The sequence below is a fragment of the Nostoc sp. JL23 genome (assembly GCF_017115065.1).
Classification (GTDB): Bacteria; Cyanobacteriota; Cyanobacteriia; order Cyanobacteriales; family Nostocaceae; genus Nostoc; species Nostoc punctiforme_A.
Genome location: NZ_JABXKN010000048.1, coordinates 1 through 16,932, shown reverse-complemented (window position 1 = coordinate 16,932; position 16,932 = coordinate 1). Strand labels below are relative to the sequence as shown.

The window sequence follows — 16,932 nt, the reverse complement described above, 5'->3', positions numbered from 1 at the left end:
TCAGAGTTGACCAAATATGTATAATACTTAGGTTGAGCGATAGCCATCACTCGCACTAATATTAAGAAATATCCAAATATCTAGCAAAAATACGCAGATGATTGTTAATTCTTTATGAAATCTTTATGATTTTTATCTGTTACAAATAACAAATGATTATTTACAATAAACAATAAAGTATCATAATAATTTTCTAAAGGTATTTACATGCTTTTTATGTTTACAAAGAACAGGGAATATCAAACCTAAAATTTGTAAAATCGAATGATCCGAAACCACTAAATTTTTCAGATGACAGCAAAAAGCAAAAAATCAATTATCCCTGATTGTCGGCTGGAGATGTATATTACAACCGAAATCCGGTAGTATAAGGTTTACGTATAATGACTGACTTTGCACAAACAGAAATAGAACGGCGATTAACTTTATATCAAGTATTCCTCAAGTTGTATGAACACCACAGCAGCCTTCTAGATGAAATTCTTCAGCTAGAAAACCTATCTCAACCGTCGTTGAGGAGAGTCAAGGCGGGTTACGTACATGGTGTAGTGGATAATGCTGCTGTTTATTTGATGACTAACTTGGGCGACAATCAGACTCAGAGTTTACGACAGCCACAACAAATCTGGACGATAGGTCGTAATCGCACCAGTGGTATTTGCATTGCTGACAATCATCTGTCTCGTCGCCACGCTGCTATTCAGCATATTGACGAGCAAGGTTTTTACTTAATTGATTTCAACAGTACCAATGGCTCGTTTGTGAATGGTAATCGCGCTGTTAGGCCGATCAAGCTCAAAGATGGCGATCGCATCCGTCTAGGAAATATGACTTTTGATTTTTTCGTGACTTATACCTGCCGCGTTCTGCCAACTGTTGCAATAGATTTATTGATGCAGCTTGTGCATCGAAAGAATAATCATACAGTAGACATACTTACTTATTCCCAGAATAGACAAAAAACTCTAATTGAAAAACCAGATTCTAATTTAGAGGCTTTCAGAAATTTTGGAATAGTTGAGAAGCATGACAATTTTTATGACAACTTCAGTTCAGAACAGAAATCAGAAATTTTAGACCGCCTGTTTACCACACAATTACCGTCTAATCCCAACCAGCTAAAAACTTGGAACTTCTAGCAGTTTTCAATTGCTTCAGGAGTGCTGTTAGCGGTAGCGTGACATTTAGTCTGTTAGTCTGTGCTGAGTAAGAAGGTAAGATTTGCTGAGGCAGACAGGCAGATAAATAGGGAAAGTTAAAAGGGAATTCGTCAAAATATATAAAAAAAATTAAGAATGTGATTAAATATCATAGCAATCATTTTGGAGTGGCATCTCTAGCTCACAATAAAAAGAAAGCGATTCAGGGATTGAGTGAGTAAGTTATGCTCTATCCTTCCTGGCAGCAGGAGGATACTCAAGGTCTACCAACAGTAGCAACAAGAGCAGTGATAGTGATTTACTCCAGTTATGTGGCTCACCGCTATGCGTCTACGGCAAAAAAAACCCCAGTCGGTGTTAACCTACTAGGGGAGTTAGTTATCAGGGTGCATCTACCAATTAAGTGTTCTCAGCTTGAAGACCATACTCCGGATAAATTTGTACAAAGGTCAGTTATTTTAAATAAAAAAACCCCCAGTGGGTTTTAACCTACTAGGGGAGTTAGTTATCAGGGTGCATCTACCAATTAAGTGTTCTCAGCTTGAAGACCATACTCCGGATAAATTTGTACAAAGGTCAGTTATTTTTAAATAAAAAAACCCCCAGTGGGTGTTAACCTACTAGGAGAGTGAGTTATCAGGGTGCATCTACCAATAATGTTTTCTAGGGGCAGCCAGTATCTTCCGGGAAAAATGAACTAAATTAGGGTTGATGGCGATGTCTATAACGGACTGTGACGCTCGTACCTCTATGAAGAAGCAAGCTAGGCGTAGTTTCTGTGAGAGGAAAAGACTTGCTAGCACTTATCTCCGAGACGCACTCGCGATCGCTATTGGTAGCGCAACTAGTAGAAAAAACTCCCAGTCGGTGTTAACCTATCAGGGGAGTGAGTTATCAGGGTCAGTTATTTTTTTTAATAAAAAAAACCCCCAGTCGGTGTTAGCCTACTAGGGGAGTGAGTTATCAGGGTGCATCTACCAATAATGTTTTCTAGGGGCAGCCAGCATCTTCCGGGAAAAATGCACTAAATTAGGGTTGATGGCGATGTCTATAACGGACTGTGACACTCGTACCTTTATGGAGAAGCAAGCTACGCGTAGCTTCTCTGAGAGGAAAAGAGTTGCTAATATTTTTCTACGAGACGCATTCGCGTTCGTTATCGGTGACGCAACTAGAAAAAACCCCCAGTGGGTGTAACCAACCAGGGGAGTGAGTTATCAGGGTGCATCTACCAATAATCTTTTCTAAAATAAATGGGTCGCTACCGGATAAATTAGCAGAGGTTGAAGTTGTTACTGTTTGTCGATCAAAGAAAAACCTCAGAGGGGTTAGTTATCAGGACAGACCTACCAATTAAACGATCGGTGCGCTGCTTTACAAAATGGGTGTGTCAAGGTTAATCGATAGCACTCAATTTTCATAAAAAAACCCCCAGTCGGCATTAGCCAATCAGGGGAGTTAGTTATCAGGGTGCATCTACCACTTAAATGTTCTAGGTTTAACCACCATGCTCCGGATAAATTTATTAGAAAATTGATTGTTGTCGTGTGTAAAAAAAATAAAAGTGGATATTAACTCAATTAGGGAAGTTAAAGATCGAGGGACATCTATCTATTAATCAAGTATTCTAGGATTAAGCACTATTTTCTGGTAGAGAATATCTGCGTCAGAAGTTGCTGTTGTTTGCCAAAAATAAAAAAACCCCCAGTGGGTGTTAGCCAACTAGGGGAGTTGAAGATCAAGGTGCATCTACCAATTAAGTGTTCTAGACCCAGGTAATCCGATCCGGATAAAGTTGTAGAGGCAGAAAAACCAAAACGACATCCGAATCAGAAACATTCAGGGGCGCGATGCATCTAAATTATCAGAGGAAGCGAAAAATCGACTTGAAACTTTCGCGTTTCAAACCAGATTTAGGAGGCGGACAGGAGAAACTGTGACCCAGGAATTCCACATTTCGGTAACTCCTGTAGGACAAAATGACTACTTGGTGCGGACGGAACAAGTAGCGCCTGGGGTACCATTGGCAGAAGAATTGGTGACTTGGCCTATAGCTGATTGGTTGATGGCTGCTGGGCATTTGATGAATGACCCGTTGAATTCAGTGTTGCAAGGAGATCCATTTACCTCTGGTGGACATGAAAGCGATATCGCCAGAAACTCTGTGAATTTGGTGGCGTTGGGTCAACAATTTTATAACGCGCTATTTCAAGGCACTCTCAGAGATAGTTGGATTACTGCCCAAGGTATTGCCCAGAACCATCAACAAGTACTACGGTTACGTTTGGGGCTAAAAGACACTAGATTAGCTCGTTTGCCTTGGGAAGTAATGCACGCAGGCGATCGCCCTCTGGCTACTGGGCCTTATGTGGCTTTTTCTCGCTTCCAAAGTGGAATTTTGGGGGCTTCTCCTTTGCGATCCCTGCGGGGGGCTACGCCTACGCAAAATATGCCCACACCCCTAGAACAAGGTGGTGTCAAAGTATTAATGGTAATTGCTTCTCCCTCAGATCAAGTCCGTCTTGACTTACAGAAGCAAGAAGCAATTAAACTGCAAGCTGAACTTCACCGTCAAACGTCACGACCTGGTGAAAGTCGCAATCGTTTCCCCGAAATTGAACTCACTGTATTAGACCAACCAGGACGCGAAGAACTGACGCAAGCCCTAGAACAAGGCAGATACCACGTTCTCCACTACTCTGGTCATAGTAACTTAGGTGGAAATGGCGGAGAAATTTATCTTGTTAGTCGCAGAACTGGCTTAACGGAAATCTTGACTGGGGACGATTTGGCAGGTTTGCTTGTCAACAATAACATCCAAATGGCAGTGTTTAATTCCTGCTTGGGCGCGTACACAGCGGCGTCCAATCCCTCTGGAGATACTGGCGAACGAAACTTAGCAGAAAGTCTCGTTAAGCGCGGAATTAGAAGCGTTTTGGCGATGTCAGAAAGGATTCCTGATGAAGTGGCGTTGACGCTCACACAATTGTTTTACCGCAACTTAAGTCAGGGATATCCAGTAGATTTGTGTGTAAGTCGGGTGCGCCAAGGATTAATTTCTGCCTATGGTTCTCACCAGATGTACTGGGCATTACCGATTTTATATCTTCAGCCAGAATTTGACGGTTTTCTGAGTCAGGAAACTGAGGTATCCGCAAGTAGGGAGTCGCTGAATCAGTATAGTTCGCCTTTAGGGGTAACTTCCACGATGTACCCTGGTATGCCTGATGATAGCGAGATGCCTTTAGGAATGGAGGATATGATTCCTACTGGTTTGACGCGTGACTCTTCTGGGTTGGACTGGCTGGGTGAAGATACTTGGGGCGATCTGGTTGATGAAATTGAGTATGATGACCCAAGCTATGAAGAAGATTCTGCGATAGTTTCGGATTTGTTTCGTCAGTTAGATAACCAAAAACTTGCAACTGAACCGGATCAACAAATTCGCGAAAATAGTCTTCACCAAAGCCAGATTTCAGAGGAAATGACTTCCTCAGAAGAGTCAGCAGATTTGTGGGGAGAAGTTCCACCACCGCCACTTCCGACTCCTGGAAACCTTGAAGAGAATTGGCGAAATTCTAATTTTTCGCAATCGCAACCACCTCCACCAAGAAATCGTACCCGTCGCCGCCAGATGTGGCCGATTGTGGGTGTTGTGGGGATCAGTGCGATCGCCGCTGCGATCGGTTTAAATTGGTGGTGGCAAAATCGCCCCCAAGCATTGCCTAAAATATCAGAAATTCCCGCCCAGTCTCTACCTGATTCTCGACCGATTCAAAAGCAGCCGAACATCGATTTAGGAATAGAAGCAACTGGGATTGTCACCGCGACTGCTACGGAAAAATTGAGCCAGGGTGATTTGCAAGGTGGGTTATTGGCTGTAGAAGAACTACTCAATCGGGGCGCACTGGCTGCGGCTGAAACTTCCTTAAAACTAATTCCCAGTAAACAAGCTGACGATCCATCTGTAAACTTTTACAAGGGACGATTGGCGTGGCAGTCTATCCAAACTGGAGACAATAACTATAGCGTCGATGATGCCCGCCGTTATTGGGAAACTGCTGCCAAAGCTAAACCCGAATCGCTTTTATATAATAACGCTTTGGGATTTGCCTACTACACAGAAGGCAATCTGAATCGCGCCAATGATTCTTGGTTCAAGGCTTTGAATTTAGCTCTCAAAGAACAGAACACAAATTCAACATCCAGAAATACAGCTGTTCCTCAAGATGCTTTAACTTCTTATGCTGGTTTAGCTCTTGGACTGTATAAATCTGCACTTAGTCAATCTAATGGTAAGCAGACGCAATATCTGAATGAAGCGATCAAGTTGCGGCAAACGGTTCTCAAGTCCGATCGAGAAAATTTCCAGGTAGATAAATTAACTAAAAATTGGCTGTGGACGGAGAAGGCGATGGAAGATTGGCGATCGCTCCTTCAGGAAAAAGGCGAAGAACAGTAATATATTGTGGTGGCGCGATCGCTTTTAATTAGTAAATGTTAAGGGACTTGCAAAAAATAAATTATCTGAAATTATTTCTAGTAGGGGCGCAAGTCCTTGCGCCCTTAAGTTCGCGGAGCGTCCCGCAGGGATGGGATCTTTTTTAACTGGAAGTCCCTAATTATTTTTGACCCAGAAGAGGAGGCGATCGTAAAATGGCAAAAGCAGATTAGTTAAAGTAATTTTAATTGCTAAATTTTTCGTTATTTAGGATATAGCCAAAAGCTAAACAAGCGTTTCAATCCCTAATAGGGATTTTGATGAATTGCAATTCAACAGGCTTTAGTATCTTTCCTGTTACCTTAACGTTTCAATCCCTAATAGGGATTTTGATGAATTGCAATTTCAAATCTCCTAATAAAAAAAAGGAGGGAATTGTTTCAATCCCTAATAGGGATTTTGATGAATTGCAATACGATAAATATCACCGTGTCAAACGTAGTTAATGCTGGTTTCAATCCCTAATAGGGATTTTGATGAATTGCAATTCGTTAATAAATGTTGCGCCGCTTTTACTTTTGCGGTTTCAATCCCTAATAGGGATTTTGATGAATTGCAATTATCAATCACTGTTGCTGGCTCCCCTACCGCCAAGTTTCAATCCCTAATAGGGATTTTGATGAATTGCAATGAAACAAAGGGAGCCAAAAAGATGCTATTAGGTGTTCCAATCCCTAATAGGGATTTTGATGAATTGCAATATTAAAAAAGTTCATTACATCCTCGCTCATTGAGGTTCCAATCCCTAATAGGGACTTTGATGAATTGCAATTAGTATTATCTACAGCAGTCTGGACATCGGCAGGGTTCCAATCCCTAATAGGGATTTTGATGAATTGCAATATGTTGCATTTAGTCCTTCCGTTCAAAACTGTTAAAGTTCCAATCCCTAATAGGGATTTTGATGAATTGCAATCTAAGTATTCATCAGATTTCATCATTTGTCAGGCTTGTTCCAATCCCTAATAGGGATTTTGATGAATTGCAATATCAAATGCCTACAGTTATACCTTACGGTTTCAATGTTCCAATCCCTAATAGGGATTTTGATGAATTGCAATCGCAAGCCCGGAAGCCAAGCTGTATTTAGTTTTCAAGGTGCGGTTGCGCGATTCTGGAGCAATCATAGCATTAGAGAATTCCTTTGGGAAGAGTGCCGGGAAAAGTTAAAGGCTGACATCCTAGTTTTTGTAAGCATTTCAGAGATTGCGCGGATGATAATTGGGTCATGAGTGGGGTGAAATGCTTGCTGGTATTGAGATAGAAGCAATTTTTTGGGGGTGTGGAATTTGTACACCTACCCATTCGCGCATTTGACATACAGAAACTCTGTGAGATATGCGATCGCTAAAAATAATCTAATGGTGATGGGGGGCGCGATCGCTGTCTTCGGAGCCAGAAATCCCAGTCTTTATATACTTATAGCCTCCCACATCACACGCAAAACTTGTAATGTTAGTCTTGAGATTCCTCAGAGATAGATTCTGATTCGGTTTCAAGTTCTTCTGTTGTAACTTTGGGGGCTGGAGGTTTAACGGGTTTTGGGCCACGCGCTAGTGCAGGATTCACTGGTTGTCTGCCTTCATCCCTATATGACGATCCTTTTTTTCCTTTGTCAGACGAGCGATCGCGGCTCGGTTTTGAGCTTTTGGGGTTGGATTCAATAGGGGTTACAGAATCCGAATTTTCGGAATTGCTGTCAGTGCTTCCTTGAGACTGACGTTCCGATTTCTTAATTGGACGTTCTACCATTGTTGATTTTTGTAAATTTATCTGTATGGTACATCGGTTTGGTGACTGTCAGACTGTCGAGTAGCATTTTTAAAGATTTTATCGAACAGGATTCAGGAGTCAGGAGCCAGAATGGGCTAAACCTTAGCTATCCGCTAACAGAATGAATTTTGTATGACTGGTGGATGAATAACCGGGTTTAAGACCCCATCAAATCATAGATTTCGTGGTCTTGAATCAGTCGCGGGTCGAAATCGCCGAATGATTGATTCTGACTCCTGAATTCTGAATTCTGAATTCTGTTTATCAATTAACTCACTAAATTAAAAAATGGGTGCGTTACTGATAGCTAAACGCACCCGACAACTATTAAACAAAATCAGGTCGTGCTTGTTGCCTTGATTTGAACTTTTCCTCTAAAACTGCCCAATTTTCTTGCTCAATTAAGTTAGTCAACTCATCGAGGTTTTGACGATATTGTTGCAGCGATCGCAGTAATGCTTGACGATTATACCGCGCCATCATTACGCCCAACTCTGGATTCCCGCCACCCACACGACTAGTATCCCGAAAACCTGAACTAGCTAACTTTTGGGCTAATTGCAAAACATCGGGGTCAGTTTCGCTCAAACAAGCAGCAATCAACGAGGAACTGACCATCACCGGTAAATGGGAAATCCAACTCACAGCGCGGTCATGTTGTTCTGGTTGACAATAATAGATATTAGCTCCGAGCGATCGCACAATTTCTTCCACAACTGTAATTGCACTAGTTGGTGTTGTCGTTATCGGTGTTAATACATAAGGTTTATCAACAAATAAATCTCGCTGTGCAGCTTCTATCCCACTGTCTGTTCTGCCCGCCATTGGATGACCACCAATAAAATTATCCCAAAGGGGAGTAATATCCTTGACTATCTGTGCTTTCGCCGAACCGACATCAGTAACGACTGTAGCGGTAGGCAAATGAGCGATTAACTGTTCAAATTGGGGCACAATAAGGGCTAGAGGTGTACAAATAAATACAACTTCTGCGGCTGCTAACAGGCTCAAATCGACTGATGCTTCATCAACACTGCCGAAGGTAACTGCCTTTTGACAGGTAGCTTCACGGCGACTAACTCCTAAGATATGATGTCCTTGCGATCGCAAATCAAAGCCCAAAGATCCGCCAATCAGTCCCAATCCTAAAATCCCAATATTCATTTTTGATTTTGACATTCCGTTTTTTATGACTTTACCAACTATTAAAGTTGGCATCCAAGGGGTAGCATCGATGACTGTAGAGGAATTACTGGAACAATACGCAGCAGGAGTCTTAAACTTTAGTGGTGTTGACTTCCCAGAAGCCAATCTGAGTGGAGTAAAACTCAGTGGCATAAATCTGAGCGGTGCTAATTTGAGTATAGTCAACCTGAGTGGCGCGAATCTGAGTGAAGCTAATTTGAGCAATGCCAAGCTGAATATAGCCAGACTGAGTGGTGCGAATCTATGCAGCGCGATCCTCAACAACGCTAGTCTCAATGTCGCTAACTTGATTCGAGCGGATCTCAGTCGCGCTCAACTTAGAGGAGCGTCATTAATCCGCGCCGAGTTAGTTCGCGCTGACCTCAGTCGCGCTGACTTATTGGAGGCCAATCTCACCAGTGCTGATTTGCGAGAGGCGACACTCCGCCAAGCGAATCTCCGTCACGCTAACTTGAGTGAGACGATCTTGAGAGGTGCTTCCTTAACCGGAGCCAACTTGGAGATGGCTAACTTAAACGCCAGTGATCTCAGTCGTTCTGATTTGAGCGGTGCAAATTTGCGAGATACCGAACTCAGACAAGTTAATTTCAGCCATGCTAATTTGAGCGGGGCAGATTTGAGTGGTGCAAATCTTCGATGGGCAGATTTGAGTGGTGCAAATCTCCGGTGGGCTGATTTGAGCGGCGCAAAATTGAGCGGGGCAGATTTGAGCGGCGCAGATTTAAGCAATGCCAATTTAACAAATACAAGTTTAGTCCACGCCAATTTAACTCAGGCAAAATTAATTAGAGCAGAATGGATCGGTGCTGACTTAACTGGAGCAACTTTAACTGGAGCCAAGCTTTATGCCACTTCCAGGTTTGGTTTAAAGACTGAAGGTATGGTTTGTGAATGGGTCGATCTTAGCCCAAATGGCGATCGCTCCATTGTCCAAAACTTCCATTCTGAAGAGTCACGAGATTTTTTTAATGAAACACCGCCAACAATTCGGATTATTGTTGATGCAGCCCTAGAACACGAAGCCAATTTTGCGATCGCAGGCGCTTACTACCAAATTGCTCAAGAATATCGAGGGCTGAAACAACCTCCAAGCATCGAAAGTGGTCGTCGCCGAACTATTTTCACCTTTCATGTAGATAGTGACGAAGCATTATTTCTCACTGCTTACATTGTCATTCTTCCCTTTCTAGATGCAGCATCTACCCAAAAGAATATTTCTAGCATTGTGGAAATGATTAACAGTGAAGTTGTTGCAAATCAAGACTTCAAATTGCCTCATATAGTAAAACAATTAAATACTCTTTTAGAACAAGCTATAAATCAGGCTACAACAATTAAACAGACGAAAAAAAATATCGAAGTAGCTGCAAAGTTAAATTTTTGTAAAGCCCCAACCCAAATAGTTTTAACGAATTCCAGCGCCCACACTTTGATTCTTTATGACCATCCCAACTTTGGGAAAAGATTTATTAATCGTTCTGTCCTCAATGCTTCAGCTTATGATATGTCCAGTGATTCAACAAAAAATATATTACCTTCATTAGATATAATTATAGATTTTGTCAAAGGATTTCATTATATTAGTCATTAGTTATAGGGCATAGACATCTGACCAAATGACAAATAACAAAAAACAAAATTTTGGAGGAAAAAATGCGCGATACCTTTAATAAAATGATTGGTCGAACTCGCTATGTAGTGTTTCGCCTATTTCTGCACTTAGGGGGAGGCGAAGTAGCGCCAATTTTGGGAGTATTGAATAGTGCTGGACGGGATGCGATCGATGCCGATGGCGATTTAGAAGTTTTAGGAGAAGGATTGGTAGAAATCAGCCAAACCCTACTGCAATACGATGAATATTGGCTTTCTGCTGCTAACGAAGGTGACGTATTTTTTAATGAGGGCGAGGCGGGGGATTATGTGAATGAATTATTTACTGACTCTGCCGAAAGATATCTCAGCGAACCAAATTACAGTTCTGACTCTGGATTGAATGAACCTTTATCTATACCTGTAACCCGCAACATCATTGTGATGATTACAGTAGCTTATGAAGGAGAAGTACCAGATTTGGAAACCGATCTTTCTAACGTTCAGGCGCTAAAAGAAGGATTGAAAGCATTGATCAATTTGCATTATAAACATAGATTAAAGGCAATCCAAGTACATTTCTCCCCAGCACAGTTAGGCGATGAACTTACTAGCGACCAACTGTTGCAATATTACCCAGAATTAATTCCTTTGTAATCTGTTGGGTAGTCCGTACTTACTACTCAGATGATAAATTGTTAAGCTCAGAGATAGGACAATAATCCAATGATCATGACCATAGTACGTAAATTTACAGCCGTTTTTTTAGCTCTGAGTTTGTGTATCACAACTGTTGCTTGTGGTGGCGAGAACCAAAGTACTCCTCCAGCTAAGAACGTTAGCCAAACTTCTACTAATACAAAGTTGAGTGATGGGGAGTATCAAATACAACAAGCGACTTATGACGATGCAACTGGTGAGTACAACCTGTTTTTACTAAACAATAAGCCTCCAACCTTTTCAACTGAAAATTTGCAAATGGCGCGGTTAACTGACGATCAAATTAAGGAGGGTAAAAAAACCTATCTGAAGGTAGAAAAAGGACAACCGATTTTATATCTGACGGAAGACTTTAAACTTGAGTACGTCCACAACGTTACCGAGAATAAAACCAATCCCCAAACAGGACAACAAGAGACGGTTGTAGTCCGTCGAGAAAATAGCTTCTGGGCACCATTTGCTGGGTCTGTCGCTGGTAGCTTGGCGGGACAGGCAATTGGCAGTATGTTGTTTAGACCCCAATATTATGTACCCCCTGTCTATCAATCAGGACAAGGATTAAGTGGCTTCGGAGGATATGGCGGAAGCTATGGTCAAGCAGTTCAAAACTACCAAACTCGCTATAATGCGCCACCAGCAGCCGTAACAAATCGGACTGCGTTCCGCAATACAGGAACAATTAGAAGGTCATATCCTGGAAATACAAATATACGCAATACACCGCGTAGCACTACAGGTAATAACCGTCCTTCTGGTTCTGGTTTTGGTGGTAGCACATTGCAACCCTCTGGTAGAGCCACTTCACCTAGACGCAATTCTGGCAGTGGTTTTGGTAGTGGGCGTAGTACAGCACCCCGCCGCTCAAGTGGTTTTGGCAGCAGACGCCGTTAATCAATTCCAAGTTTAATAAATAGACTGCCTAACAAGTAAAGGTAGATTGTACATAAAGAAGCCGGAGGGGAATAAGTTATACCTCCGGCTTCTCTTTAATTGATACTAAAAAACGAAACCAAATAACGGTATAGACATCAAGCACTTGTAGAGTTACTGCAAGAGCAATAGATAAAATTCCCCAAACACTGTCAACAGCGATAACGTTAGCCCTAAGCGCCACCGACCAGAAATTTAATGTACTAACATTAAAATAGCCAAAAAGTAGGACTGATAAGTAAGTTATATATAATTTAAATATCTAAACATTTTATCAAACTCTTATCGACAAAATATATTAATAGTTTAGTTAATGCAAATTCAATATAAGATAATCAATTTATCTAACTCAATTTATTATTCGTAGCCCGAAGAGGTTTTTTTTGTGTTCACGTAAAATTTTTAATTTGCGTGTTCATTTTACATTAATCTTAAATTTCAAACTTCCTCGTAAATGTATACTTTATCTCGGTGTTACTTTATAATACAACTATGGGGATTATACCCATAATCAGCTTAGTAATCTTTACGACTGCCTTATCAAGTTACTTATTGCTGACCTCAAGAGGTCGATTTTTGCTCAAATCTTTGGTGACAAAAATAAAGCGGCAAGAGTGGAAATTCAGATATGGCAAACCTAATTACTTAAGATCGAGATTTTCAAGGACTACAACAATTGCTGCCATTATTCTGGCAGCAGTAATAGCCGGAAATACTGTATCAGCAAAGGTTACAGGCCCGCCTCCAGTTTCGCTCAAGAGCGTATCGGTTCCAGAACCTGACAATCTTGGAGACTTCGTAAAAGACAAAACAGCTGCAATCAAGTTAGGAAAGACTCTTTTTTGGGATATGCAGGTTGGGAGCGATGGAAAGACCTCCTGTGCTAGTTGTCACTTCCACGCGGGAGCTGACAATAGATCCAAAAATCAGATTGCTCCTGGGCTTTTGCGGGTCAACGCCGATGGTACAGAGAATCCAGATTCAGTTTTTAATGTTGGCGGACTACCAAACTATCAGCTCAAACCAGAAGATTTTCCCTTCCACAAGCTGTCAAACCCAAACGATCCTACGACTATTGTATCTGACCGTAACGATGTCAGTTCTTCTCAGGGGATCTTCAATACGAAGTTTGTGGATGTCACACCTGGGAATGCAGAAGACAAAGTTACAACCGAGCCAGATCCGGTGTTTAACGTGGGAGGTATCAATGTGCGACGTGTCGAGCCGCGTAACACGCCAACTGTAATAAATGCCGCATTCAACTTCCGCAACTTTTGGGACGGAAGGGCACAAAACATCTTTAATGGGGTGAATCCCTTCGGTTTAAGAGATCCAAATGCTGCTGTTGTCAAGGCAGTAACCCCAAATAGTCTAGAATTTGTGAAAGTTAGCCTGAAGAATTCGTCTTTGGCATCCCAAGCGGTTGGGCCGCCACTCAGTTCCTTTGAATCGTCCGCAGATGGTCGCACTTTTCAAGAAATTGGTGATAAGTTCGGGCGAATTGACAGAAGATCCCTCAGCGTTGGTAAGGGTAAAAAGCTCCCCCGAAAACTAGCGAAAAAGTTATTACCTCTTAGACCACTAGGTAAACAGCTTGTTCATCCACAAGACAGCGTTTTAGGTAAAGATAGTAGATCGCCTAAACCTGGAATTAAAGATAGAACCTACACTCAGATGATTGAAGATGCCTTCAAGCCGGAGTGGTGGAAGTCTAATCGACTCATCCAAGTTGACTCTGAAGGTAGACGGACTTTTGTCAAGAAGCCCGATCGCTCGTTGCAGACTAATGAGTATACATTGCTAGAGTACAACTTCTCGTTATTCTTTGGGCTGGCAATTCAATTGTATGAGTCTACACTCATTGCCAATGATACGCCCTACGATCGCTACTTGGAAGGAAACACCAGTGCCTTAACCGCGCAGCAGCAACGAGGAAAAGGACTGTTTGAGGGCAAAGGTCTGTGTATTGGTTGCCACAGCGGATTAGAATTAACCACGGCTTCAGTAAGCAGCGTGGCTAAAGACGGACGAATCAAACGTGCGCCGTTCCCTCCAAACTCCCCTGAAGACAATGGTTTCTTCAATATCGGTGTCAGACCGCCCACAGACGACCCTGGTTTGGGTGGTCATGACGGTTTGCCGGGTAGTAATCCGCTTTCAGAGGCACGATTGGCTCAGTTGGGTAAATTTAAGGATCTCCTGGGCGAAAACCCCCCAACTCTTAGTCCACCGTTGAATTCCAGTGAAACTGTGTTTGCAACCGGAGCTTTCAAAGCACCTGGACTTCGCAATGTCGAACTCACTGCTCCCTACTTCCACAATGGAGGTCAGGCGACTCTAGAGCAAGTGATTGATTTTTATAATCGGGGTGGTGATTTTGGAGTACTTCCGCCGCTAAATCTTTCACCAGTAGAAAAACAGGAATTGGTCGCCTTTTTAAAAGGACTGACTGATGACCGAGTTCGATTTGATAAAGCGCCCTTTGACCATCCACAATTGTTTATCCCTAATGGACATGTGGGTAACACTAATTACGTTGTCAATGACGGTACTGGTAAAGCTAAAGATGACACAGTGGAAATTCCTGCTGTTGGTAGGAGTGGTAATAGTGGTACACCAAATTTCCTGAGTTAATCTCATTTCACGACGAAATACCTGAATACAGATAGATATGTAGGGATGTACAAATGTACGTCCCTATTTTTACGATTTGGTGCAATTGCGGAGTTCGTAGTGAGGGCTAAAGCCCTCAAGCCAAGGACTAAAGTCCTTACTACGAACTTATTCACCTTACTCAATGCTGAGTAGTGAGTACCTTGGCTTAGAGTAAATTACTCAATACTCAGCACGGGCTAAACGCCCCACTATCGCTAACAGCACTCTTCAAAATTGATGTGGTGGACTAGTAGTTACGATCGCTTAATTAACGAGTGCGTAGGCGTAGCCCGCCGGAGGCATCGCCAAGTATTGGTTGTATGTTGCTAACTTTGGTATTGTCTAGGTAATTATAGACTCTTCTGGAAACTTCACGGACAAAATCTCCGGCTCTGCGATCGTAGTTTGGTCTTTGTACCAAAACACCTGCTAAATAGCTTTTGCCGTTGGGCATTTGAATAATACCCGCATCACCAATGATAAATCTCAATGTACCAGTTTTGTGGGCGATGGTTGCTCCTTGACCGATACCTGCTGGTAGTAAACTATTGGTTTTGACACGGCGCATAATGCCTAAAACTTGATTGCGGCTAGTTGGGGATAACAAACGATTATTAGAAACTAACGCCGCCAACCTGACTAAATCTTTGGAACTAGTTGTATTTGTGCCACCGATGTCTGGAAGGAGATTCCGAAGTGCTGTATTTTGCAATCCCCAGCTACGAAAACGTTGACTAACTTTTGCTGCACCACCCAAGCGATCGAGAACTAGATTTGTGGCGGTATTATCGCTGATTGTCATCATCAAGGTAGCAGTTTCCAAGACACTAAATTTAGTGCCGATGGGTTTGTATTGCATAATTCCAGATTCGCCAACCTTTAAATCGCGCCGCATCACTAATTTATCGGTGAGTTTAATTCTACCTGCATCTATTTCTTGGAAAAGAGCCACTAATAAAGGAAATTTGATTGTACTGGCAGCAGCAAATCTTTTTTCGCCATTAATATCTATATAGTTTCCTGTATCTAAATCTAAGAAAAATATTCCCGGATTCAATGTTTTATAACTTGCTAACAAAGTGCGAATCTGAGAAGTAATCCCAGCCATCTCTTGACCAAGATTGACAACTCCAGCAAATGTCGATGCGTCCGTGGATCTGATGGCAATATCTTCTCGATTTTCTCCAACAAGGGGATTATTTTGGCGGTTAAATGAATTGAATTTGAAACTCCAATGAGAACGGGAATCTCCTTTAACTGATATATTTTGGGAAGTAACATCATAACCAGGAGCTAACTCGACGACAAAACGAGTGGTTTGAGAGTCTGGTTTGCCGAGGCGAATTTCTTTCACTGCCTTACCAAAACTTCGTTTGACAGTATCGGAATTAAAATTAGTTCCAGGTAAGTCAATCACTAATCGATTAGGATTATCTAATAAAAAGGCTTTTGGTTCTATTCCCGAAGTGGTAGTTAGGTCTAATTGATTTTGGCTAGAATCATAGTACCAAGACTGTAATTGTGAGGCTTTAGCTTGTCCTGCAACTAGAACCAAACTGCTTAAACCAATCGCCAGTAGATGTGATTTCATGTTGTAAATGTGGGTGTGCAAGTAAGGAGTAACTAATCAGGTTTACTTAGATTGTTTTCTGATGACTGTGCTGAACTTCCGGAGAAAAAGTCATAAATCCCGTTGAGTTATTTTTACCAGATGAGGTTTGGAATTAGATAAGCACGATAAATCATCATTACTTAATTAAAAGTAAATTGCTGACAGTTTAATTTGTGTGTGAATTGACAACAACAGAAATTGTTAATCTAGCGGAAGGACGAGCGAAGGATTAATTATGTTTCCAGCTTAGGGATTAGCAATAAATAAATTACTACTACTTGTGGGGTGGGCGACACGAGCGCCCATAATAAACAAGGGCGGACAAGATGTCCAACCCACAATACTTACAGGAGTCAATTTTTTTTGAATTGGGCAAGCAGAGCATCTGGGCATAAGGAAAACTTTTTCCTATTCCCAACTCTTTACTAGCTAACGACTGCTAAAATATCTTTTTCAGAATAAGAGTGACAGAAGAGGGTTATAGCGCTTCTTGTTTGGATGCAATACATTTTGACCTCTCTCCTTTGAGGCTTACTCCCCTTCCCTCTCTTTCTCTACAAGAGGCTGTGCCAACGAGACGGTGTGCGAACGGAAGCGGCTGGGGGTTAGGTCTGTATTTCACGCAATTGAGAACCGCTATATTTGTTATTTCGGCGCTCGCATTTGTTATTTCGGCGCTCGCATTTGTTATTTCGGCGATCGCATTTGTTATTTCGGCGATCGCATTTGCTATTTCGGCGAACTCATTTGCTATTTCGGCGAACGCATTTGCTATTTCGGCGAAC

General features: G+C 42.0%; 10 protein-coding genes, 2 pseudogenes and 1 CRISPR repeat array. Of the genes and pseudogenes, 7 read left to right on the top strand and 5 right to left on the bottom strand.

The features are described 5' to 3' along the window. Positions 1–383: 383 nt before the first annotated feature. The 3 genes from HWQ42_RS09635 to hetF all read left to right on the top strand — a co-directional run bounded on the left by HWQ42_RS09635 (position 384) and on the right by hetF (position 5,622). Entirely contained in the window at positions 384–1,139 is a 756-nt protein-coding gene (locus HWQ42_RS09635) for an FHA domain-containing protein (protein WP_292811334.1), read from the top strand. A gap of 245 nt (positions 1,140–1,384) precedes the next feature. Then, a complete protein-coding gene (locus HWQ42_RS09630; RefSeq protein ID WP_292811333.1) occupies positions 1,385–1,648 on the top strand; it encodes a hypothetical protein in 264 nt (87 codons plus the stop codon). 1,448 nt (positions 1,649–3,096) lie between these two features. Beyond that, positions 3,097–5,622: a cell division protein HetF gene (gene hetF / locus HWQ42_RS09625; RefSeq protein WP_292811331.1), complete on the top strand. Its 2,526-nt coding sequence runs from the start codon at positions 3,097–3,099 to the stop codon at positions 5,620–5,622. Between the two features lie 274 nt (positions 5,623–5,896). Beyond that, positions 5,897–6,722: a CRISPR direct-repeat array (repeat unit 33 nt; unit sequence CAATCCCTAATAGGGATTTTGATGAATTGCAAT). 394 nt (positions 6,723–7,116) lie between these two features. Here hetF and HWQ42_RS09620 read toward each other — a convergent pair. Further along, positions 7,117–7,413, bottom strand: a complete 297-nt coding sequence (locus HWQ42_RS09620; RefSeq protein ID WP_292728838.1) for a hypothetical protein — start codon at positions 7,411–7,413, stop codon at positions 7,117–7,119. A 348-nt stretch (positions 7,414–7,761) separates the two neighbouring features. Then, entirely contained in the window at positions 7,762–8,598 is an 837-nt protein-coding gene (locus HWQ42_RS09615; protein ID WP_292811551.1) for a prephenate/arogenate dehydrogenase, read from the bottom strand. Between the two features lie 70 nt (positions 8,599–8,668). Between HWQ42_RS09615 and HWQ42_RS09610 the strand changes: the two genes are divergently transcribed. From HWQ42_RS09610 to HWQ42_RS09600, 3 genes are all read left to right on the top strand, one after another. Continuing rightward, positions 8,669–10,231, top strand: a complete 1,563-nt coding sequence (locus tag HWQ42_RS09610; RefSeq protein ID WP_292811549.1) for a pentapeptide repeat-containing protein — start codon at positions 8,669–8,671, stop codon at positions 10,229–10,231. 62 nt (positions 10,232–10,293) lie between these two features. Next, entirely contained in the window at positions 10,294–10,887 is a 594-nt protein-coding gene (locus HWQ42_RS09605; RefSeq protein WP_292811328.1) for a DUF1517 domain-containing protein, read from the top strand. Positions 10,888–10,956: 69 nt separating this feature from the next. Beyond that, entirely contained in the window at positions 10,957–11,841 is an 885-nt protein-coding gene (locus HWQ42_RS09600) for a hypothetical protein (RefSeq protein ID WP_292728845.1), read from the top strand. A 100-nt stretch (positions 11,842–11,941) separates the two neighbouring features. Here the strand turns inward: HWQ42_RS09600 and HWQ42_RS09595 are convergent. Continuing rightward, positions 11,942–12,075: pseudogene (locus HWQ42_RS09595) on the bottom strand (EamA family transporter); the annotation flags it as partial. Between the two features lie 297 nt (positions 12,076–12,372). Between HWQ42_RS09595 and HWQ42_RS09590 the strand changes: the two are divergent. Further along, positions 12,373–14,514: a cytochrome c peroxidase gene (locus tag HWQ42_RS09590; protein ID WP_292811326.1), complete on the top strand. Its 2,142-nt coding sequence runs from the start codon at positions 12,373–12,375 to the stop codon at positions 14,512–14,514. A 289-nt stretch (positions 14,515–14,803) separates the two neighbouring features. On the opposite strand, the gene HWQ42_RS09585 is transcribed toward HWQ42_RS09590, so the two are convergent. Beyond that, a complete protein-coding gene (locus HWQ42_RS09585) occupies positions 14,804–16,126 on the bottom strand; it encodes a serine hydrolase (protein WP_292811324.1) in 1,323 nt (440 codons plus the stop codon). 499 nt (positions 16,127–16,625) lie between these two features. Then, positions 16,626–16,932 (bottom strand): annotated as a pseudogene (locus tag HWQ42_RS09580) (hypothetical protein); the annotation flags it as partial.